Genomic DNA, 20,740 nt, shown 5'->3' on the forward strand with positions numbered 1-20,740 from the left:
AACGGGGCGGGACGGGTACCGAGGGGCGGGCCCGGGGGTGCATCGCGGTGCACCCCCGAGCCCGCCCGGACACGGCCGGGGTGGGGTCAGCCGCGCCAGACGTCGCCGGTCAGCGGGGACCTGCCGGAGGCCGGGACGGTGGCGGTGCGGTTGGCGCCGCTCTCCCAGGTGACGTTGCCGGCCGCGTCCTTGCGGAGGTACTTGTACGCGAAGGACGTACCGGCGGGCAGACTCACATCGAGCTTCCAGACGGGGTACGTGGCCGGGTCGAGCTTCAGTGCCTTGGCGGGGTCCCAGGAGCCGAGGGCCTGCTGGTCGCCGGTGACGTAGATGTTCTGGCCGGGCTGGGTGGTGGCGTTGACGCCGAAGGAGGCGCCGGACTGGCCCGTACCGGGGTCGGTCGGACCGGTACCGCCGCCGGCGCAGGTGCGGGCGCCCGCGTGCAGCGCGACGGCGGTGTCGGCGCCGAGGGTGGCGGTGAACCGGCCCGATCCGTCGACGGTGACGCCGTTGCCGGACTGGATGTCGCAGTAGTCACCGGCGGGCAGCGACGTCTGGAACGTACGGGTCAGGGCGGAGCCCTCGTGGTTGATGGCGACGTACGCCTTCGCGCCCCGTCCGAACGCGATCCGGTCGGCGCCGTTGTCCCACCAGTCGGTGACCGCCTGACCGCGGGCGGCGTTGCGGAAGCCGACCATGGTGGAGATCTCGCGCCAGGCGTGCTGGCACTTCCAGCCGTCGCTGTAACAGGCGCCGACCTGGCCGCCGTTGGGAGGTCCGGCGTCCTTGTCGGACCACTCGTATCCGGAGTGGACGTCCGGGGAGCCGTAGGGCCAGGCCAGCATGAAGACATTGGCGAGGGTGTAGTCCGCGCCGTTCTTGTAGGTCAGCGTCTCGCCGTTGCGCTCGGTGTCGTGGTTGTCGACGAAGACCGCCGATTTGCCCGACTCCATGAAGCCCCAGCCCTCGCCGTAGTTCTTCAGGTTGGCGAGGTTCTCGTTGAGGAAGGTCTGCTTGAGGCCGCGGGCGTAGCGGAATTCCTGGACGTCGCCGGTGCCGAGGTACTCGGAGGGCGAGACGGCCTCGCCGCCGCCGTGGATGGCCTCCTGCTTCCAGTAGACACCGGGGTTGCTCAGCCGGGACTTGATGGCGGCGAGGTCACCGGCGGGCATGTGCTTGGCCGCGTCGATCCGGAAGCCGTCGACGCCGAGGGAGAGCAGGTCGTTGAGGTACCCGGCGATCCTGCCGCGTACGTAGTCCTCGCCGGTGTCCAGGTCGGCCAGGCCGACGAGTTCGCAGTTCTGTACGTTGCCGCGGTCGCCGTAGTTGGTGATCGGCGCCTGGCAGTCGTTCATGTCGTTGACCGAGTAGATGCCCGGGTAGTCGTACTTGCCGTAGGCGGAGCCCCCGGTGCCGGTGCCCGAGCCGGCCGACATGTGGTTGATGACGGCGTCGGCGACGACCTTGACCCCCGCCCCGTGACACGTGTTCACCATGGCGGCGAAGGCGTTCCGGTCGCCGAGCCGGCCGGCTATCCGGTAGCTGACGGGCTGGTAGGAGGTCCACCACTGGCCGCCCTGGATGTGCTCCTGGGGCGGCGAGACCTGGACGAAGCCGTAGCCGGCCGGACCGAGGGTGTCCGTGCACGCCTTGGCTATGGAGTCGAACTTCCACTCGAACATCACGGCGGTGACGTCCTTGTCGCCCGGACCGGCGGCCTGTGCGGTGTCCGCCGCGCCGAGTTGGGCGGGGACGGCGAGGACAGCGGCGCCCGCCACGAGTGCGAGCGCGGCGGAGAGGGGTCTGCGTGCCATGTCTTTCCTCCTGCTGTGGGGGAAACGCGGGTGACGGTGCAGCCTCACGTGGCAACGCGCCGTGCCCTCAAGGCTCCTGAAGGTTCTTGCTGCAAGAATGCAAACCTTGCCGCGGAGCAGACCGTACGAGCCCGCCCCGCCTCGGTCAACCCTTTGGACATCTCCCGCTCACATCCACGAAATCAGGCAGTTTCCTGCCTGCAAAGTCTTTCGCAAGTTATTGCGGGAAGGTAAAGTTCATCCGGACTCCGGCCCGGTCGGCCGGGGGTCCCGGCCGCCTCGGCGCCGGGCCCCACGCGCCCGGCCGGCCGGGCCGGTCACGGCAGGAGAGGCACCCGGAGTCGCAACTCCCCGCAGGCCCGTCCCGGGCCGACTCCCGGTGCCTCTCCTGTACGTCAGGGGCCTCCCCCGTTCCCGTACGACCGACGCCTCTCCCGGACGGCGGGTGCCTCCCGGACACCGACGCCTCTCCCGTACGGCGGGTGCCTCCCGGACGTCCGGTGTCCCTCCCGTACGGCGGGCGGTTCCCGTCCCCGGTCAGACGGCGCGCACCACCGCAGCCGTCGACCCCCGTACCACCAGCTCCGGCTGGAACACGTACTCCGTGCGCTGCACCGGGCTGCCGCCGATCTCCTCCAGCAGGGCGCCCACCGCCGCCGCGGCCATCGCCTGCACGGGCTGGCGCACCGTGGTCAGCGGCGGGTCGGTGAACGCGATCAGCTGCGAGTCGTCGAAGCCGACGACCGAGACGTCGCGGGGGACGTCGAGCCCCCGCCCCCTGGCCGCCCGCACCACACCGAGCGCCATCAGGTCGCTCCCGCAGACGATGCCGGTGCAGCCCAGGTCGAGCAGGGCGCCCGCCGCGACCTGGCCGCCCTCCACGCTGAACAGCGTGGAGCAGACCAGGAGTTCGGCCTCGGCCCGGGACAGGCCGAGCACCGAGACCGACGCGTCGAGGAAACCGTCGCGCTTACGGCGGGAGGGGACGTAGCGCTGCGGCCCGATCGCCAGACCGATCCTGCGGTGGCCCAGGTCCGCCAGGTGCCCCACGGCCATCCGCACGGCGGCGGTGTCGTCGGGCGAGACGAACGGCGCGCTGATCCGTTCGTTGTAGCCGTTGATCAGGACGAACGGTACGCCGCGCTCGGTGAGCGCGGCGTACCGCGCCGGGTCGGCCGACAGGTCGGCGTGCAGCCCGGACAGGAACACGATGCCGCCGACGCCCCGTTCGACGAGCTGCTCCACGAGCTCGTCCTCGGTGGCGCCGCCCGGCAGCTGGGTGCAGAGCACCGGGGTGTAGCCGTGCCCGGCCAGGACCTGTTCGACGGACTGCGCGAAGGCCGGGAAGATCGGGTTGGTGAGTTCGGGTGTCACCAGCCCGATCAGTCCGGCGCTGCGCTGCCGCAGCCGCACGGGCCGTTCGTAGCCGAGGATGTCGAGCGCCGCGAGCACCCGCTGACGCGTGGTGTCCGCGACGCCCGGCTTCCCGTTGAGCACCCGGCTGACGGTCGCCTCGCTGACCTCGGCCTGTCCGGCGATGTCGGAGAGCCGCGGCGCCGGACCGGTCCTGGGTGCGGGCAGGGTCACACCGTCCACCACACGGTGCTGTCGGCGGGCAGCACGGCCTCGGCGCCGTCGACGGTCACCGGGGCGCTGGCCAGCAGCACATTGCCGCGGGCGGGCATCCGCACCGGGGCGCCGGTGGTGTTGACGGTGCAGACGAAGCCGGGCCGGCCGAAGACCAGGACCCCGTCGGGGGCGTCCAGCCACTCGACCGCGGTGCCCGCGCCGAGCCCGGGGTGCTCGCGCCGGGCGGCGATGGCGGCCCGGTAGAGCTCCAGCGTGGAGCCCTCGGCCCCGGTCTGCGCCTCGATGGAGAGGTCGCCCCAGCCGGCCGGCTGCGGGAGCCAGCTGCCGCCGGTGCCGAAGCCGTACGAGCTGCCCTCGCGGGTCCACGGGATCGGCACCCGGCAGCCGTCGCGGAAGCCGTCCTGGCCCTCGGCACGGAAGAACGACGGGTCCTGACGGGCCTCGTCGGGCAGGTCGGTGACGTCGGGCAGACCGAGCTCCTCGCCCTGGTAGACGTAGGCGGAGCCGGGCAGGGCCAGCATCAGCAGGGTCGCCGCACGGGCCCGGCGCAGGCCGAGCTCGCGGTCTCCGGGGGTACGGATCTGGGTGCCGAGGCCGGGCGGGTTGGCGAACCGGGTGGAGTGCCGGGTGACATCGTGGTTGGAGAGCACCCAGGTGGCGGGGGCGCCGACCGGCAGCATCGCCGCGAGCGAGGTGTCGATGACCGTGCGCAGTTCTGCGGCGTCCCAGGCGGTGGACAGGTACTGGAAGTTGAACGCCTGGTGCATCTCGTCGGGGCGCACGTAGTTCGCGGTGCGCTCGACGGTGGGGGTCCATGCCTCGGCGACGGCGATCCGCTCGCCCGGGTACTCGTCGAGGATGGTGCGCCAGCTGCGGTAGATCTCGTGCACGCCGTCCTGGTCGAAGAACGGCATGACGTCGTTGCCGAGCAGCTTGAGCTGGTCGTGGCCGCCGAGGTCGGGCAGGCCCTCGGCCTTGACGAGACCGTGGGCGACGTCCACCCGGAAGCCGTCGACGCCCATGTCGAGCCAGAAGCGCAGGATCGAGCGGAACTCGTCGGCGACGGCCGGGTGCTCCCAGTTGAAGTCGGGCTGCTCCGGGGCGAACAGGTGGAGGTACCAGTCGCCGGGGGTGCCGTCGGGGCCGGTGGTCCGGGTCCAGGCCGGGCCGCCGAAGATGGACTCCCAGTCGTTGGGCGGGAGTTCGCCGTCCGCGCCCTTGCCGGGGCGGAAGTGGTAGCGGTCGCGCAGGGCGGAGCCGGGCCCCTCGGCCAGGGCGCGCTTGAACCACTCGTGCTGGTCGGAGGAGTGGTTGGGCACCAGGTCCACGATGATGCGCAGGCCCAGGTCATGGGCGTCGCGGATCAGGGCGTCGGCGTCCAGCAGGCTGCCGAACATCGGGTCGATGGCCCGGTAGTCGGAGACGTCGTAGCCCGCGTCGGCCTGCGGCGAGGCGTAGAAGGGGCTGAGCCAGACGGCGTCGACACCGAGGTCCTTGAGGTACGGGAGCCGGGCGGTGACGCCCGCGAGATCGCCCATGCCGTCGCCGTTGCCGTCGGCGAAGCTCCGTGGGTAGACCTGGTAGATCACCGCGTCCTTCCACCAGCCGGTGCGGTGGCCCGGGGCGTCGTCGGACGTGCCGGTGGAGGGGGCAGCGAGGTGCTGGGTCATGTCGTCCCTGGGGTGTCTGGGTGGGGAGCGGCGCCGGGACCGGGTCGGGGATCCGGCGCCGCCGTGACGGATGCGGTGATGCGGGTCGTGCGGGTGGCGGGAAGGGGGCCGAAGACCATCGGCCCCCTTCCTGGTCAGCCCTTGACGGCTCCGGCGGACATACCGGTGACCAGGTGCTTCTGCGCGAAGAGGAAGACCAGGGCCGCCGGGATCGCGATGAGCACGGAGGCCGCGGTCATCGGGCCCCACTGGGCCCCGTACTGGTTGACGAACTTCTGCAGTCCGCCGGCGAGCGTGAGGTTCTCGTCACCGACCATGAAGGCGGAGGCGTACGCCACTTCGCCCCAGGCGGTGATGAAGGAGTAGAACGCGGTGACCGCGAGGCCGGGCTTGGCCAGCGGCAGGATGAGCCGCCAGAACGTGCCGAACGGGGTGAGTCCGTCGACCTGCCCGGATTCGTCGATCTCCCGCGGGATGGTGTCGAAGAACCCCTTCATCATCCAGGCGCAGAACGGCACCGAGATGGTGAGGTAGGTGATGACGAGGCCGGCGGGCTGATTGAGCAGGCCGATGCTCGACATGATGTTGTAGATCGGCACGATGAGGACCGCGACCGGGAACATCTGTGTGATCAGCAGCGTCCACATCAGCCCGCGCTTGCCGGGGAAGCGGAAGCGGCTGACGGCGTAGCCGGTGGTGGCGGAGACGAACACACCGATGACGGTGGAGAGCCCCGCGATGATCACGGAGTTGCCGAACCAGCTCAGGAACTCGGTGTCCCTGATCAGGTTCGTGTAGTTGACGAACGTGGTCTCGCGGAAGAAGTCCGTCGTCGTGGCGTACTTGGCGGGCTTGAGCGAGGTCAGCAGGACCCACAGCACCGGGAAGACCGCGATGACGGACGCGATGATCAGGGTGAGGTGCAGGGCCACGGAGGCGAGCGGCGAACGGTCGCCGCGCAGGCGCGGCTTGCGTACGGCGTGCCGGCCGGGGTGCTCGGTAACGGTGGTCACCAGTTGTCTCCCTGGGTGCGCAGGACTCGCCGGTAGACCACGGCGAAGAGCATCAGGAGTACGAGGATCAGCACGCCCCACGTGGAGGACTGCGCGAAGTCGCGCGGGCTGATCTCGAAGGAGAACTTGTACGCCTGGGTGACGAGGATCTGGGTGGCCTCGCCGGGTCCGCCGCGGGTCAGCAGGAAGATCACCGGGAACATGTTGAAGGTCCAGATGGTGGAGAGCAGGACCACCGTGGTGGAGACCGGGCGCAGTCCGGGCAGCGTGATGTGCCGGAAGCGCTGCCAGGCGGTGGCGCCGTCCATCTCGGCCGCCTCGTACTGCTCCGAGGGTATGGACTGAAGTCCGCCGAGCAGGGCGACCATCATGAACGGGATGCCGAGCCAGACGTTGACCGCGATGACGGAGAACTTGGCCCAGGTGGGGTCGTTCAGCCACGGCACCCCGTCGATGCCCGCGCCGCCGAGGATCTTGTTGAGCAGCCCGCGGTCCTCGTTGTAGAGGAAGCGCCAGGCGAAGACCGAGACGAAGCCGGGGATGGCCCAGGGCAGGATGAGGGCCATCCGGTAGGCGGAGCGTCCGGCGATACGGCGGTTGAGGATGTTGGCCAGCGCCATGCCGAGGCAGAACGTGATGCCCACGCAGGAGACCGTCCACACCAGCGTCCAGCCGAGCGTGCCGAGGAACTGGGTACCCGTCAGGGCGTCGACGTAGTTGTCCGCACCCACGAACTTGTAGGTGGCGGGCAGTTCGTTGACCCCGATGGACCGCGCGACGTTGCGCTCGTTGGCGTCGGTCAGCGAGAGGTAGATGCCGCGGACCAGCGGGTAGCCGATGATCACGCCGATCACGAGGACGACCGGGGCGACCATGACCCAGGCGTACCAGTGGGTCGACATGGCCCGCCGGAGCGGACCCGGCGGCGGGGGGTTACCAGTACCGCGGCTGGGGCCGCGGACGACGTCGTCGTCCGCGGCCTTCGCCACCGACTGGCTGGTGTGGACAGCCATCAGTCGGCCAACCTTCCTGTTACTTCCAGCCCTTGAGGAGCTTGCGGTACGAGTCGCCGGTCGCGGAGGCCGCCTTCTCCGGCGTGGTCTGGCCGGTGAGGACCTTGGTGTACTCGGTGACGAGCGGGGCGAAGAGGCTGCCGGTCTCCGGGATCCAGGGGCGCTCGACGGCGGTCTCGACGACCGGCTTGAAGAAGCCGACGATCTCGCTGTCCACGGCCTCCTGCTTGGCGTACGCGGAGGTACGGGTCGGCAGCAGGTTCAGCTCACCGGCCGTCGTGGCCTGGCTCTGCACCGACGTCATGTACTCGACGAAGGCGTAGGAGGCGTCGAGGTTCTTGGAGCCCGCGTACACGGCGAGGTTGTGGCCGCCCTGCGGGGCGCCCTGAGCGGCGGAACCGGCCGGGACCGGGGCGATGCCCAGGTTGTCCTTGTCCTTGAACTCATTGCCCGCGAGGGTGTCGGCGACGGCCCACGGGCCGTTGATCATCATCGCGACCTTGCCGTCCTTGAACGCCGACTGCATGTTCTCCCAGCCGTCCGTGGCGTCGGTCTTGGCCGCACCGGACTCGACGAGGTCCTCGACGACCTTGAACGCCTTGACGCCCTCGGGCTGGTCGACGGTGACGGACTTGCTGCTCGCGTCGACCAGGTCGCCGCCCTCGCCGTAGAGGAAGGACAGGAACCAGTACGCGTCGTCGCCGCGGAGGTAGAGGCCGGTCTTGCCGGTCTTGTCCTTGATCTTCTTGGAGACGGTCTTCAGGTCGTCGATGGTCGTGGGGACATCGACACCGGCCTCCTTGAAGATCTTCTTGTTGTAGAAGACGCCCATGGAGTCGATGACCTGCGGGACGGCGTACGTCTTGTCCTTGTACTTGGTGGACGCGGCGGCCTGCTTGAGGAAGTCGTCCTGGTTCTTCAGGGCGGAGGTGCCGTCCAGCGGGGCCAGGTAGCCGAGGTCCGCGAACTCGGGGGTCCAGGCGACCTCGGAGCGGATCACGTCGGGGGCGCCGGCGCCGGCCTGGGCGGCGTTCTTGAACTTGTTCTGCGCCTCACCGAAGGGGACGTTGACGTACTTGACGTCGACCTTCGGGTGCTTCTCCTCGAAGCCCTCGGCGAGCTTCTTGAAGACCTTGTCCTCGCTGCCGACGGTCGAGGTGTCCCACCAGGTCACCGTGCCGGAGAGCTCGCCCGAGCCCTTGCTCCCGCCGGACTCGTCGTCGCTGCCGCAGGCGGTCGCCGCGAGCGCCAGGGCCGCGACCAGGGCGGTGGCCGTTATGCCACGTCGCATCTGAACTCCTTCAACTGCCGTACCGCTCCGTCGCGGCGCCGGGTCGACGTGAACGTAACAAGGATGAAAGACGACCGAAAGACCTTGCGGAAGATTTCTGCAAGGTCCGGCGATCGTTACATTCGCGTGTCCTCAAGGTTGCCGTCATCCCTCTTGACGGCAGCCCCTACCCGCTGGCAGACCAGGCCACACCCGGTGCCCCCGTAGTGCGACGATCCGATCGCAGTCCGCATCCGTCACCCGCAAGAGCTTGCAAGAAGTTGCTACGGATGCCCGTGCGAGCACCGTCACCACCGGGCAGGAAGGGGCCTCGCGCCCGAATCCCGCGCACAGTGGGCAATCCGACACCGGCCCGGTACAGTCGCCTTCCATGACCGCACGGCTTGCCGATATCGCAACTCAGGCGGGGGTCAGCGAAGCTACGGTCAGCCGAGTCCTGAACGGCAAGCCCGGTGTAGCGGCGACCACCCGTGAATCCGTCCTCGCGGCGCTCGACGTCCTCGGCTACGAACGTCCCGTACGGCTGCGCAGGCGCAGCGCGGGACTGGTCGGCCTGATCACACCCGAGCTGGACAACCCCATCTTCCCGGCACTGGCCCAGGTCATCGGCCAGGCGCTGACCCGGCAGGGGTACACACCGGTACTGGCGACCCAGAGTCCGGGCGGCTCCACCGAGGACGAGCTGACGGAGATGCTCGTCGACCGCGGCGTCGCCGGGATCATCTTCGTCTCCGGACTGCACGCGGACACCTCCGCCGATATGCAGCGCTATGAGCAACTGCGCGCCAAGGGCGTCCCCTTCGTCCTGGTCAACGGCTTCTCGACCAAGGTGCGGGCACCGTTCATCTCCCCCGACGACCGGGCGGCGATGCGGCTCGCGGTGACGCACCTGGTCGCGCTCGGACACCAGCGGATCGGCCTCGCGGTCGGCCCGAAGCGCTTCGTCCCGGTGCTCCGCAAGATCGAGGGTTTCCACGCCACGATGCAGGAGCAGCTCGGCCTCGCCCCGGACGAGGTGGAGGAGTTGATCGAGCACTCTCTGTACACACTGGAGGGCGGTCAGGCCGCCGCGTCGGCGCTGCTGGAGCGCGGGTGCACGGCGGTGGTGTGCGCGAGCGACATGATGGCCCTGGGCGCGATCCGGGCAGCCCGCCGGCTGTCGCGCCAGGTGCCGCGCGATCTGTCGGTGGTGGGGTACGACGATTCGCCGCTCATAGCGTTCACCGATCCGCCGCTGACCACCATCCGGCAGCCGGTGACGGCGATGGGCCAGGCGGCCGTGCGCACGCTCCTGGAGGAGATCGGCGGAACCCCGGCTCCCCACAGCGAGTTCGTCTTCATGCCTGAGCTGGTGGTTCGCGGTTCGACGGCATCGGGACCCGGAGCCCTCTCAGGGTCCCACCCTCGTCCTTGAGGCGCAGGATGTGCGACCGGAACCCGACCGGAGGATGATCGGGCGGAGGGGGACGTATCTGGCAGACTCTGTCCCTATGGGTGAATCGCACGTGAAAACACAGGAAGGCCGGTCGGCGGACACCCCGTCACCCCAGGTGGACGAGGCGTCCCCCGCGGCCGAGCGCAAGAGCACGCTCGCGAAGCTCCGCGCACTGCGGTCTCCGCGCCGTCCACGTCTCTGGTTCGAAATCCTGCTGATCGCGGTCAGCTACTGGCTGTATTCACTGGTGCGCAACGCCGTGCCCGAGCAGAAGGCCGCCGCGCTGAGCAACGCGGACTGGATCTGGTCGGTGGAGAAGTCCCTGGGCCTCGCCTTCGAGGAGAGCGTCAACCATGCCGTCAATTCGGTGACATGGCTGATCGTGTCGATGAACTACTACTACGCGACACTGCACTTCGTCATCACCATCGGTGTGCTCATCTGGCTGTTCCGCCGTCACCCCGGCCGCTACGCGGCGGCCCGGCTGGTGCTCTTCGCGACCACGGCCTTCGCCCTGCTCGGCTACTACCTGTATCCGCTGGCGCCGCCCCGCCTGATGAACGGCGGGAACTTCATCGACACGGTGATGCTGCACCAGACCTGGGGCTCGATGGCCTCGGGCAACCTCAAGAACATGTCGAACCAGTACGCGGCGATGCCGTCCATGCACATCGGCTGGTCGCTCTGGTGCGGTCTGACGATCTTCGCGCTGGCCTCGGCGCCCTGGGCGCGCATCCTGGGCCTGCTCTACCCGGCGGCCACCCTGGTCGTGATCGTGGCGACCGCCAACCACTTCTGGCTGGACGCGGTGGGCGGCATGGCCTGCCTGGCCTTCGGCTTCGCGGTCTCCTACGCCTGGTACGGGGCGCTGCCGAACCGGCTGCCGAAGCTGGTGCCGTCCGGCGGGGGGCACCTGACGGGATTGACGGCGCGTGCGCCCGCACGGGACCGCCGGCCGGTGCCGGAACCCTCGGGCCACCGCTGACGGCTCCCCCGTCACGCGCCTGCTGACCGCTCCCCCGGTCGCACAGCCCCGCGGAAGCCCGCCCCACGGAACCCGTCACGCGGCCCCGTAGAACCGCTCCTCCACCACCGCCCGCGCCCGGCGTGTGATCCGCCGGTAGTCGTCCAGCATGTCGCCGACGTGTCCGGGCTCGTAGCCCAGGTAGCGCCCCACCGCCGTCATCTCCCGCCCGTCGGACGGAAACGTGTCGCCGGGCCGCCCCCGTACCAGCATCACCGCGTTGCGCACCCGGGTCGCCAGCACCCACGCGTCGTCCAGGGTCCGGGCCTCGTCGGCCGGGATCAGCTCCGCCGCGCACGCCGCGGACAGTGCCTCACGGGTACGGGTCGTGCGCAGTCCGGGCACCGACCAGCCGTGCTGCATCTGCAGCAGCTGCACCGTCCACTCGACATCGCTCAGCCCACCGCGCCCCAGTTTGGTGTGGAGCGTCGGGTCGGCGCCGCGCGGCATGCGCTCGGACTCCATCCGGGCCTTGAGACGGCGGATCTCACGGACCTCGTCCTCCCCCAGGCCCTCCCTGGGATACCGCAGCGGATCGATCAGTTCGACGAAGCTGCGCCCCAGCTCAGCGTCGCCCGCCATCGGTTCGGCCCGCAGCAGGGCCTGGCTCTCCCACACCAGCCCCCAGCGCCGGTAGTACGCCTCGTACGACTTCAGGGTGCGCACCAGCGGACCGCTCTTGCCCTCGGGCCGCAGATCCGCGTCGATCAGGAGCGGCGGGTCCGCCGTGGGCAGCTGGAGCAGTCTGCGCATCTCGGTGATCACCGTGTTGGCCGCCCGGCTCGCCTCCTCGTCGCCGACGCCCTCGCGCGGCGCGTGGACGAACAGGACGTCGGCGTCGGAGCCGTAACTCAGCTCGTGACCGCCGAAGCGGCCCATCCCGATGACGGCGAACCTGGTCGGCAGGGTGTCGCCCCACTGTTCGCGTACGGCGGCGCGCAGGGCGCCGGAGAGCGTGGCGGCGTTCAGATCGGTGACCGCGGAGCCGACCCGGTCGACGAGAGCGCCGTGATCGGGCTCGGCGGGGCTCTCCTCGGTGCCGTAGGAGCCGATGATGTCCGCCGCCGTCGTGCGGAACAGCTCCCGCCGCCGTACGCCACGGACCACGGCCACCGCGGACTCGGCGCCCGCGGCCCGCCCGACCGCGGCCAGCACCTCCTGCTCCAGGTTGTTCCGGGTGCGCGGCTTCAGCCCCTCCGGGTCGCCGAGGATCGCGACGGCCTCCGGGGCCCGCAGCAGCAGGTCGGGGGCGAGGCGGCCGGCCGACAGGACCCGGGCGAGGTTCTCCGCCGCGGCCCCCTCGTCACGCAGGAGCCGCAGGTACCAGGGGGTCTTGCCGAGCGCGTCGGACACCTTGCGGAAGCCGAGGAGTCCGGCGTCCGGGTCGGCGGAGTCCGCGAACCAGCTGAGCAGCACCGGCAGCAGCGTGCGCTGGATGGCCGCCTTGCGCGACACCCCGGACGACAGCGCCTCCAGGTGCCGCAGCGCGGCGGCCGGGTCCGCGTACCCGAGTGCTTCGAGCCGGGTTCCGGCCGCCTTCGCGCTGAGCCGGGACTCGCCGGGCGCCAGCTGGGCGACGGCGTCCAGCAGCGGCCGGTAGAACAGTTTCTCGTGCAGCCGCCGTACGACGGAGGCGTGCCGCTTCCACGCCTTGTTCAGCTCGGCCACCGGATCCGTGCGCATGCCCAGGGAGCGGCCGAGCCGCCGCAGGTCCGCCGGGTCCTCGGGCACCAGGTGGGTACGGCGCAGCCGGTAGAGCTGGATGCGGTGTTCCATGGAGCGCAGGAAGCGGTACGCCTCGTCGAGCTGCGCGGCGTCCGCGCGGCCCACGTACCCGCCCTCGGCGAGCGCCCGCAGCGCCTCCAGCGTCGTACCGCTGTGCAGGCCGGCGTCGCTGCGTCCGTGCACCAGCTGGAGCAGCTGCACGGCGAACTCCACGTCCCGCAGTCCACCGGGACCGAGCTTGAGCTCCCGCTCCACCCGGTCGGGGGGGATGTTGTCCACGACGCGGCGCCGCATCTTCTGTACGTCGGGGACGAAGTTCTCCCGGTCCGCGGCCTGCCACACGAGCGGGGAGACGGCCTCGACGTACTCCGCGCCGAGCTCCGGGTCACCGGCGACGGGCCGGGCCTTCAGCAGCGCCTGGAACTCCCAGGTCTTGGCCCAGCGCTGGTAGTACGCGAGGTGCGAGGACAGGGTCCGCACCAGCGGCCCGTTGCGGCCCTCGGGGCGGAGGTTGGCGTCGACGGGCCAGATGGTGCCCTCGACGGTGGTGTCGGAGCAGATCCGCATCAGGTGGGCGGCGAGCCGGACCGCGGCCTGCATGGCCCCGTTCTCGTCGGCCCCGCCGACCGGCTCGGCGACGAAGATCACGTCGACGTCGGAGACGTAGTTCAGTTCGTGTCCGCCGCACTTGCCCATCGCGATGACGGCGAGCCGGCACTGCGCGGCGTCGGCGGGCGCGGACGTACGGGCCATGGCGAGCGCCGCCCGCAGCGTCGCGGTCGCCAGGTCGGCCAGCTCGGCGGCGGTCTCGGCCAGGTCGGTCGTCCCGCACACGTCGCGTGCCGCTATCGCCAGCAGGCACCGGCGGTAGGCGACGCGCAGCGAGTCCGGGTCGACGGCGTCGGCGAGCCCGTGCTCGAACTCGGCGACCCCGGGGTGCAGATCCACGGCCTCGTACGTGACGAGTGCCTGCCAGTCCCGCGGGTGCCGCGCCAGATGGTCCCCCAGCGCCTCCGAGGCGCCGAGAACGCCGAGCAGCCGGTCCCGCAGGGGCTTGGCGGTGACCAGGGTGTCGAGCAGGACCTGCCGTTCGTCGGCCTCCTCCGCCTCGGCCAGCCGGACGAGGCCGCGCAGCGCGAGATCGGGGTCGGCGGTCGCCCCGAGCGCTTCCAGCAGGACCGGATCGGACCGTACGGAGGAGAGGGCGTCCAGGTCCAGCAGCTGTTCGGCGGCGGACGGGTCGGTGAATCCGTGCCGCAGCAGTCGGGTGAACGTACTGCTTCTGCGCCCCGGCACCGTTGTCATCCGCGCTCTCCTGCCCGCCGCCCCTGAGAATCACACCGGTTCGAGCCTAAGGCTTGTCCCGCACGGATGAATCCGGAGCCTGGGAGGAGTCCGCACACCGAGGAAGAAATATGGGAGGAACCATGCCGTCGAACACCCCGGTGACCGAGCTGGACGCCCGGTTCAGCAGCAAAGATGCCACGGCCCGTCCCTGGCAGGAGGGGGTGGCCCTGCTGGACGCGGCACAGCTGTACTGGCTCTCCACGGTCCGCCCGGACGGCCGCCCGCACGTCACACCGCTGATCGGGGTCTGGTGGGAGGGTGCGCTGCATTTCTGTACGGGTCCCACCGAGCGCAAGGCGCGCAATCTGCTCGCCAGTCCGGAGGTCGTCCTGACGACCGGCGCCAACACGCTGGACACCGGCTTCGACGTGGTCGTCGAGGGCCGGGCGGAGCAGGTGACGGACGAGAGCAGGCTGGGCCTGCTGGCCGAGGCGTGGGAGGCGAAGTACGGCGGTGACTGGCACTTCGAGGTGAGCGACGGCGCGTTCGTCAACGGGCAGGCCGGCCGCGCCGACGTGTTCGCGGTGGCCCCGCGCACGGCCTTCGGCTTCGGCAAGGGCGAGCCGTTCAGCCAGACGCGGTGGCAGTTCGGCTGACACCCGCGCGCTCTCCTGGCCCGCACCGCCGGGCCCGGGTGCGGCCCCTTCCCCGAGCGGAGGCGGCCCCACCCGGGCAGGGTCCCGGTTCACCCGCGCAGGGTCCCGATTCACCCGGGAAGGGTCCCGATTCACCCGGGAAGGGTCCCGATGACGACGGTGGCGTACAGCTCCTCGGAGGTCACCAGGCGCGGGATCAGTCCGCTGCCGCCCACGGTCTCCGCCGCCCGCGCCGCCTGGCGCTCGCTCGTCTCGACCAGCAGGCTGCCGCCGGGTGCCAGCCACCGCGGCGCCTCGGCCGCCACCCGGCGCATGACGTCGAGTCCGTCCCCGCCGCCGTCGAGCGCGACCCTCGGCTCATGGATGCGCGCCTCGGCGGGCAGCAGTTCGACGTCGTCCGTCGGTACGTAGGGGACATTGGCGAGCAGGATGTCGACCCGGCCCCGCAGCGAGCCGGGCAGCGGGGCGAAGAGGTCCCCCTCGTAGACCTGCCCGAGTCCGCCCACATTGCGCCGGGCGCACCGTACGGCCGCGGGTTCGACATCGGCGGCGTGCAGTTCGACCCGGTCCAGGGTCGCGGCCAGCGCGGTGCCGAGCGCGCCCGTTCCGCAGCAGAGGTCGACGACGACCGCCTGTGCGGGCGCGAGGGCCGCGGCCTGCCGGACGAGGAATTCGGTACGGCGGCGGGGCACGAAGACACCGAGGTCCACGGCGATGCGCCGACCGCAGAACTCGGCCCAGCCCAGGACGTGTTCGAGGGGGAGCCCGGCGACCCGGCGTTCGACCATCGCGGCGAGGGCGGCCGGGGATTCGGCGGTGGAGACGAGGAGTTCGGCCTCGTCCTCGGCGAAGACACAGCCGGCGGTACGGAGCGTGGTGGCGATCGAGGAGAGCGAGGACTGCGAAGAGAAGACCGACATGAAGCGGAGCCTTTCGGGAAGCCGATGGGCGCTCCGCGATCGCCTATGCCGGTGGGACGACGCGATCGTGAGAGGTGAGCACCCAGCCTGATCCAGCGGTAATGGGTCTCACCTCCTCGGTCGGCCCCCTTGTCGGGGCGGTCCCCGTGCGGGGATGGGTCACACTACCTCAGTCGAGCGCGTGTTCCCGCGGCCCCGCCGGAGCCGTGCGCCGGCTCTCCGGCGCAGGTCACGGGCCCTGCCGGGGGCGTCCGTCATCTGCACTTGTCGCGGAATGTCTGCGTCACCGATGTGTCCCGCGGCCACCGTCGAAGAGCCGGTTGTGGACCGACGACGAGCGATTGGCCGCCTTGATGTGCCGGATTTCCTCCCGGTGCCGACGCTCGATCTCCAGGCCGTCGAAATTCTCCGTACGGCGCCGGGACCTGATGAGCAGCTTCACGATCAGCACGACGACCACCGTCGTCAACCCGCCGAAAAGCACCAGCAGTTCCGTCATGCGTGATTCCCCCGTTCCCCACGTGGGGACATTGTCGCCCGCGCCCCGACGCCCGGCAAGGTCACCCCTCCGCCGGCGGCCGCTCGCGGACATGGCTGTGCCCCGCGCCTCGACGGCACGGGGCACAGCCATGGAGACCCCACGTCACGGGGCTTCGGAACTACAGATCCACGCTGTCGCGCAGCTTCGTGGAGGTCAGGAACAGGGACGCGATGACACCGATCACCGCGATGGCCGCCGAGATCAGGAAGATATGGCCGGTCGCGTCGCCGTACGCGGCGCGCACGACTTCCTGTATCTGCGGCGGCATGGCCGCCACGTTCAGGGTCGAACCGCCCGACCCGGAGGCCGCCGGGTCGATGCCCAGCTCCTTCAGACCGTGGGTGATCTTCGTGGCGACCTGGTTGGCGAGCACCGCGCCCAGCACCGAGACGCCCATGGTGCCGCCCAGCGAGCGGAAGAAGGTGATCGCCCCGCTGGCCGCGCCGAGTTCGCTGAGCGGGACGGTGTTCTGGAGGACCAGGACCAGGTTCTGCATCGACATGCCGACCCCGATGCCGACGGCGAGCATCCCGAACGACACGAGGACGAGGTTGGTCTCGTGGTCGATCGTGGACAGCCCCAGGAAGCCGAGGGTGAGCACGACGACACCGGTGATGATGTACGGCTTGACCTTGCCGGTCTTGGAGACCATGCGGCCGGCGACGGTCGAGGAGACGAGCACTCCGGCCATCAGCGGGATGGTGAGCAGTCCGGCCTCGGTCGGCGAGTAGCCGCGGCCGATCTGGAAGTACTGGCCGAGGAAGACCGCGCCGCCGAACATCGCCATACCGACCGCGAGGCTCGCGACGATGGCGAGGGCGGGGTCCCGGCGGCGTACGACATGGAGCGGCACGACCGGCTCCTTGACCCGGGCCTCGACCAGGACGGCCGCGCCCAGGATCACGACGCTCGCGCCGACCATGGCGGCGGTCTGCCAGGAGAGCCAGTCGAAGTCGTTGCCGACGAAGGTGACCCAGAGCAGCAGGAGGCTGACCCCGGCGGCGATGAGGGTGGCGCCGAGGTAGTCGACCTTGGTCTCGGGGCGGCGCACCTCGGCGAGGTGCAGGGTGCGGCCGAGCATCACGGACGCGAGAAGCGTGAACGGCACCGCGACGAAGAAGCACCAGCGCCAGCCCAGCCAGGACGCGTCGGTGATGAAGCCGCCCAGCAGCGGCCCGCCGACGGTGGCGACGGCCATGACGCCGCCGAGGTAGCCGTTGTAGCGGCCTCGCTCCTTGGGGCTGATCATCGCGGCGATGATCACCTGGACGAGCACCTGGAGGGCGCCCATGCCGAGGCCCTGGAGGGCACGGAAGGCGATGAGCTGCTCGGTGGACTGAGCGAAACCGCAGGCGATCGACGAGACGACGAAGATGCCGATGGATATCTGGAGCAGCATCTTCTTGCTGAACAGATCGGCGAGCTTGCCCCAGATCGGGGTGGAGGCCGTCGAGGCGAGCAGGGTCGCGGTGACGACCCAGGTGTACTGCGACTGCGTGCCGTTGAGCGAGCCGATGATCTGCGGGAGCGCGACCGAGACCACCGTGCTGCTGATCATCGCCACGAACAGCACGATGAGCAGCCCGCTCAGGGCCCGCAGTACGTGGCGGTGATCCATCGGCGCGACGTCGGTCGGCGCGGCCGTTTGTGCGCTCACGCGCAACCTCCGGAGGGTCTGGGCAGGAAAAGGAAGGCTTCACCATACATGCACAGTGGGCAATTTTGCTCACTGCGCAATAATGCCCGGCAGGTAGATACTGGCCGCATGGAGAGTTCTGTGGGACTGCGGGAACGCAAGAAGGAAGCCACCCGGCAGGCCGTGCACGAGGCGACACTGCGCCTGACCGTCGAGCACGGCTTCGACCATGTGACGGTGGAGGCGGTCGCCGACGCGGCCGGGATCTCCCGCAGAACGTTCTCCAACTACTTCACGAACAAGGAGGACGCCCTCCTGTACGGGGAGGAGCAGCAGATAAGAGGTCTGGTCCAGGCCGTGCGCGAGCGCCCCGCCGATGAGCCCGCCTGGACCGCGCTGCGGGCGGCGATGGCCCGGTTCACGGAGCGGGTGGCCCCGCCGGAGCGCGAGTGGGCGGTACGCACCCGGCTGGCCATGCGCCACCCGTCCCTCCTCGCCCGCCAGCTGGCCAACCACGCCGCGATGGAACGGGACCTGGCGGACGCGGTGGCCGCCCGCCCGGGTCCCCCCGGCGGAGCGGTGCGGCCGATGGTCCTCGCCGCGGCCTTCCTGTCCTCGATGCGGATCGCGATGCGCATGTGGATCGAGGAGGACCGGGCCCGGCAGCCGGCCGAGGTGATCGAGGAGATCCTGGACGAGATGGCCCGCGGCTTCGCGTGAACCGCCGAGAACAGCCTTTGGGCGCGCCCGGCCGAAATCCGTCGCACTCACTTTCTGACAAATTTCAGGAAGAAGAGATCGCTTGACGCGGGATCAGGCAGAATAAATAATCACCGATGCACTCACCCACCGAAAATAAATCACCCGAATCATCACCGATCAAGGGATTTTCCGTGCGAGTCATCAAGAAGGCGCTTTCCGTTGCGGTCGCCACGGCCGCATTCGGTCTCGTGTCGTTCGGCGCAACGCCCGCAATGGCCAGCGGGTCCGGCAATTGCGTCTCGGGCGACGCCTGTCTCTTCTACAACTCCAGCCAGTACGGATACGGATCGTTCTACGGCGCCCCGTACAACGGCAACTACACCAGCGACATGAAGTTCGGCGGTGGAAACGGGAGCGGCAGCGGTGTCCAGGTCAAGAACCACGCCGCGGCGGCGGAGAACATGGCCGGGTGGCCTCTGAATATCTATTACAATTCCGACGGGAATTGCAAGATAGCGTGCTTCACCATCAATTCCAGGACACGTGCGGACTTCCCGGAGATCCTGCGCGACAACAACGCTTCGCAGGGCTGGGGAATCTAAGGGCTGTCCCGAGTTCCTCCTTCTGGATCATCTCGGGCCCGCGCGTGCCGCGGCACGCGCCCGCTGCGGCCGGTCCGGATCGACGGGGCCGGCCGCGGCCGACCGGTGGACCCCGCTCAGCACAAGGACCTCATCTCCCATGCATGACCGCTCCCGACTGCCCCTACGGGCGGCCACCACGCTGGCCGCCGCCGGAATCCTCGCAGCGGCCTGTTCCGCTCCCGAAGCCGGACCGCCCCCGGCGAAAGCGCCCCGTGTCGGCGCCACTCCGCAGATGACGGGGATGCAGGGAAAGCAGCTTCCCATCGAGCCGTATCTGCTCGACACCGACCAGAACAACAAGATCCAGCACGCCCGGCAGGTGCTGGTGTCGCGCTGCATGAAGAGATTCGGGTTCGACTTCGCATTCCCCGTGCCGGTCCGTGATGACCGGACGCCGAACACCCAGTCCGAGCAGCGCTACATCAGCGACCCGGAAGTGGCCGAACGATTCGGCTACCACAACCCCCGCCCCCAGCAGAAGGCTCCGGCAGAACCCACGCTGTCCGCCGCCGAGAACGCGGTGCTCGTGGGAGAAGGAGAGCCGGGAAAGACCGGCAGCCCCTTTCCGGCCAAGAGTTCCGCACCGCCCGCCGTCCACCGCGGCATGCCGGTTCCGGAGGGGGGATGCTTCGGTGAGGTCGACCGCGAGCTGATCTCCAAGAACGTGATCATCCAGGAATCCGACCTGGTGATCCGCATCAACATCGGCAATATGCAGCGCTCGCTGCGCGACAGGAGGGTCCAGTCCGCGTTCCGGAAATGGTCGGCCTGCATGAAGAAGCAGGGCTACGACTACGCCACCCCCATGGACGCCGAGGCGGACCCCCGGTGGACCCGGTCAGCGGCACCCACTCCCGGCGAGATCACCACCGCCCTCGCCGACGTCGACTGCATGCGGTCCACCAATGTGGTGGGCGTCTGGTTCGCCGTCGAGAGTGCCTACGAGAAGGTGGAGATCGAGAAGAACGCGGCGGAACTGGCCGAAGTGGCGAAGAACATCGGGATCAGCCTGCGCTACGCCGCGACCGTCAACGGCCGGGAGTGATTCCGAGCGTTCACCGTCAGCTGTTGCGACACCGGGCGGGCCGCGGCGACCGGCACGGCGGCCGTCCCGCGCTTTTGGACCGAGCGGGATGACCGGCGCACAAGCGTCCTCGGGAACGGAAAAGAGCTGGCGCACCCGGGCCCCCACGAGCGAGCATGCGACGCATGAGCGACCGACCCGCACGCTGGACCCGGGCCACCGTCTACCCCGACATGTGGGCGGACCCGGACGACGACCCCCGCGACAACCAGGGCGCCGGCCCGGACGGCGAGCTCGCGACGCTGCTCGACTTCCTGTCGGGCTACCGCATGACCCTGCGGATGAAGTGCGAGGGCCTGGACCCGGAGCAGTTGGCCCGCCGGTCGGTTCCCCCGTCGACGATGTCGCTGCTCGGCCTGGTTCGGCACCTCGCCGAGGTGGAACGGGACTGGCGCAACTGGATCAGCGACGGTGACCCGCTGCCGAAGCTGTACGGCAGGAAGGACGCGGACTTCGACCTGGCTGTCGCCGAGCAGTCCGAGGTCGACGCCGCGTACGCCGATCTGGCACGCGAACAGGCCGCGCTCGACGCCTCGTTGGCCGAGCACCCGGATCTGGGCGAGCGTCTGGGCAGGGACGGGATCGCGGTTCGGGAGCTGATGGTGCACAGGATCGACGAGTACGCCCGCCACTGCGGGCACGCCGACCTGTTGCGCGAGTGCGTCGACGGACGAGTGGGCCAGTAGCCACGGTCC

At 70.0% G+C, this 20,740-nt stretch carries 17 protein-coding genes; 7 read left to right on the forward strand and 10 right to left on the reverse strand.

Annotated features, from left to right (window positions below; genetic code table 11):
• Positions 1-86: 86 nt before the first annotated feature.
• From OG251_RS10660 to OG251_RS10685, 6 genes are all read right to left on the reverse strand, one after another.
• Positions 87-1,814 (reverse strand): carbohydrate-binding module family 20 domain-containing protein, encoded by a 1,728-nt coding sequence (locus tag OG251_RS10660; RefSeq protein ID WP_326676931.1) that lies wholly within the window; start codon positions 1,812-1,814, stop codon positions 87-89.
• 537 nt (positions 1,815-2,351) lie between these two features.
• Positions 2,352-3,413, reverse strand: a complete 1,062-nt coding sequence (locus OG251_RS10665) for a LacI family DNA-binding transcriptional regulator (protein WP_326676932.1) — start codon at positions 3,411-3,413, stop codon at positions 2,352-2,354.
• On the reverse strand, positions 3,398-5,074 hold the full coding sequence (locus OG251_RS10670) for a glycoside hydrolase family 13 protein (RefSeq protein ID WP_326676933.1): 1,677 nt from the start codon (positions 5,072-5,074) through the stop codon (positions 3,398-3,400). The genes OG251_RS10665 and OG251_RS10670 overlap by 16 nt, the downstream gene beginning before the upstream one ends.
• Before the next feature lie 134 nt (positions 5,075-5,208).
• Complete coding sequence (locus OG251_RS10675; RefSeq protein ID WP_326676934.1) at positions 5,209-6,087, reverse strand: sugar ABC transporter permease; 879 nt, start codon at positions 6,085-6,087, stop codon at positions 5,209-5,211.
• Entirely contained in the window at positions 6,084-7,100 is a 1,017-nt protein-coding gene (locus tag OG251_RS10680) for a carbohydrate ABC transporter permease (protein WP_326676935.1), read from the reverse strand. The genes OG251_RS10675 and OG251_RS10680 overlap by 4 nt, the downstream gene beginning before the upstream one ends.
• Positions 7,101-7,119: 19 nt before the next feature.
• Positions 7,120-8,391, reverse strand: coding sequence for an extracellular solute-binding protein (locus tag OG251_RS10685; RefSeq protein WP_326676936.1), 1,272 nt, complete (start codon positions 8,389-8,391; stop codon positions 7,120-7,122).
• 370 nt (positions 8,392-8,761) lie between these two features.
• Here OG251_RS10685 and OG251_RS10690 point away from each other — a divergent pair, with 370 nt between their 5' ends.
• Both OG251_RS10690 and OG251_RS10695 read left to right on the forward strand, forming a co-directional pair.
• Positions 8,762-9,805, forward strand: a complete 1,044-nt coding sequence (locus OG251_RS10690) for a LacI family DNA-binding transcriptional regulator (protein ID WP_326676937.1) — start codon at positions 8,762-8,764, stop codon at positions 9,803-9,805.
• Between the two features lie 76 nt (positions 9,806-9,881).
• Positions 9,882-10,811 (forward strand): phosphatase PAP2 family protein, encoded by a 930-nt coding sequence (locus tag OG251_RS10695; RefSeq protein ID WP_326676938.1) that lies wholly within the window; start codon positions 9,882-9,884, stop codon positions 10,809-10,811.
• A 75-nt stretch (positions 10,812-10,886) separates the two neighbouring features.
• On the opposite strand, the gene OG251_RS10700 is transcribed toward OG251_RS10695, so the two are convergent.
• Positions 10,887-13,880 carry a bifunctional [glutamine synthetase] adenylyltransferase/[glutamine synthetase]-adenylyl-L-tyrosine phosphorylase gene (locus OG251_RS10700; protein ID WP_326676939.1) on the reverse strand — a complete coding sequence of 998 codons (2,994 nt, stop codon included), beginning with the start codon at positions 13,878-13,880 and terminating at the stop codon, positions 10,887-10,889.
• A gap of 110 nt (positions 13,881-13,990) precedes the next feature.
• On the opposite strand from OG251_RS10700, the gene OG251_RS10705 reads away from it, so the two are divergent.
• A complete protein-coding gene (locus tag OG251_RS10705; protein ID WP_326676940.1) occupies positions 13,991-14,518 on the forward strand; it encodes a pyridoxamine 5'-phosphate oxidase family protein in 528 nt (175 codons plus the stop codon).
• A 131-nt stretch (positions 14,519-14,649) separates the two neighbouring features.
• Here the strand turns inward: OG251_RS10705 and OG251_RS10710 are convergent, their stop codons facing one another.
• The 3 genes from OG251_RS10710 to OG251_RS10720 all read right to left on the reverse strand — a co-directional run bounded on the left by OG251_RS10710 (position 14,650) and on the right by OG251_RS10720 (position 17,597).
• The gene (locus tag OG251_RS10710) at positions 14,650-15,438 is read right to left on the reverse strand and encodes a putative protein N(5)-glutamine methyltransferase (RefSeq protein ID WP_326676941.1); all 789 of its coding nucleotides are present in this window, start codon (positions 15,436-15,438) and stop codon (positions 14,650-14,652) included.
• A 283-nt stretch (positions 15,439-15,721) separates the two neighbouring features.
• Positions 15,722-15,937: a hypothetical protein gene (locus tag OG251_RS10715; RefSeq protein ID WP_326676942.1), complete on the reverse strand. Its 216-nt coding sequence runs from the start codon at positions 15,935-15,937 to the stop codon at positions 15,722-15,724.
• Between the two features lie 160 nt (positions 15,938-16,097).
• Positions 16,098-17,597: an MDR family MFS transporter gene (locus tag OG251_RS10720; RefSeq protein ID WP_326681214.1), complete on the reverse strand. Its 1,500-nt coding sequence runs from the start codon at positions 17,595-17,597 to the stop codon at positions 16,098-16,100.
• A gap of 147 nt (positions 17,598-17,744) precedes the next feature.
• Between OG251_RS10720 and OG251_RS10725 the strand changes: the two genes are divergently transcribed.
• The 4 genes from OG251_RS10725 (at position 17,745) to OG251_RS10740 (ending at position 20,731) form a co-directional block, all read left to right on the forward strand.
• The gene (locus OG251_RS10725; protein ID WP_326676943.1) at positions 17,745-18,335 is read left to right on the forward strand and encodes an acyl-CoA-like ligand-binding transcription factor; all 591 of its coding nucleotides are present in this window, start codon (positions 17,745-17,747) and stop codon (positions 18,333-18,335) included.
• A gap of 173 nt (positions 18,336-18,508) precedes the next feature.
• Entirely contained in the window at positions 18,509-18,919 is a 411-nt protein-coding gene (locus OG251_RS10730) for a hypothetical protein (protein WP_326676944.1), read from the forward strand.
• A gap of 139 nt (positions 18,920-19,058) precedes the next feature.
• The gene (locus tag OG251_RS10735; RefSeq protein ID WP_326676945.1) at positions 19,059-20,006 is read left to right on the forward strand and encodes a hypothetical protein; all 948 of its coding nucleotides are present in this window, start codon (positions 19,059-19,061) and stop codon (positions 20,004-20,006) included.
• A gap of 155 nt (positions 20,007-20,161) precedes the next feature.
• Positions 20,162-20,731 (forward strand): DinB family protein, encoded by a 570-nt coding sequence (locus OG251_RS10740; RefSeq protein ID WP_326676946.1) that lies wholly within the window; start codon positions 20,162-20,164, stop codon positions 20,729-20,731.
• The last annotated feature ends 9 nt before the right edge of the window (positions 20,732-20,740 follow it).

This window comes from Streptomyces sp. NBC_01237 (genome assembly GCF_035917275.1).
In the GTDB taxonomy this organism is placed as follows: domain Bacteria; phylum Actinomycetota; class Actinomycetes; order Streptomycetales; family Streptomycetaceae; genus Streptomyces.

Coding starts and splice junctions, on each gene's coding strand:
- OG251_RS10660 (WP_326676931.1), bottom strand. CDS start 1,814: ATGGCACGCAGACCCCTCTCCGCCGCGCTCGCACTCGTGGCGGGCGCC.
- OG251_RS10670 (WP_326676933.1), bottom strand. CDS start 5,074: ATGACCCAGCACCTCGCTGCCCCCTCCACCGGCACGTCCGACGACGCC.
- OG251_RS10680 (WP_326676935.1), bottom strand. CDS start 7,100: ATGGCTGTCCACACCAGCCAGTCGGTGGCGAAGGCCGCGGACGACGAC.
- OG251_RS10685 (WP_326676936.1), bottom strand. CDS start 8,391: ATGCGACGTGGCATAACGGCCACCGCCCTGGTCGCGGCCCTGGCGCTC.
- OG251_RS10690 (WP_326676937.1), top strand. CDS start 8,762: ATGACCGCACGGCTTGCCGATATCGCAACTCAGGCGGGGGTCAGCGAA.
- OG251_RS10695 (WP_326676938.1), top strand. CDS start 9,882: ATGGGTGAATCGCACGTGAAAACACAGGAAGGCCGGTCGGCGGACACC.
- OG251_RS10700 (WP_326676939.1), bottom strand. CDS start 13,880: ATGACAACGGTGCCGGGGCGCAGAAGCAGTACGTTCACCCGACTGCTG.
- OG251_RS10705 (WP_326676940.1), top strand. CDS start 13,991: ATGGGAGGAACCATGCCGTCGAACACCCCGGTGACCGAGCTGGACGCC.
- OG251_RS10710 (WP_326676941.1), bottom strand. CDS start 15,438: ATGTCGGTCTTCTCTTCGCAGTCCTCGCTCTCCTCGATCGCCACCACG.
- OG251_RS10715 (WP_326676942.1), bottom strand. CDS start 15,937: ATGACGGAACTGCTGGTGCTTTTCGGCGGGTTGACGACGGTGGTCGTC.
- OG251_RS10720 (WP_326681214.1), bottom strand. CDS start 17,597: ATGGATCACCGCCACGTACTGCGGGCCCTGAGCGGGCTGCTCATCGTG.
- OG251_RS10725 (WP_326676943.1), top strand. CDS start 17,745: ATGGAGAGTTCTGTGGGACTGCGGGAACGCAAGAAGGAAGCCACCCGG.
- OG251_RS10735 (WP_326676945.1), top strand. CDS start 19,059: ATGCATGACCGCTCCCGACTGCCCCTACGGGCGGCCACCACGCTGGCC.
- OG251_RS10740 (WP_326676946.1), top strand. CDS start 20,162: ATGCGACGCATGAGCGACCGACCCGCACGCTGGACCCGGGCCACCGTC.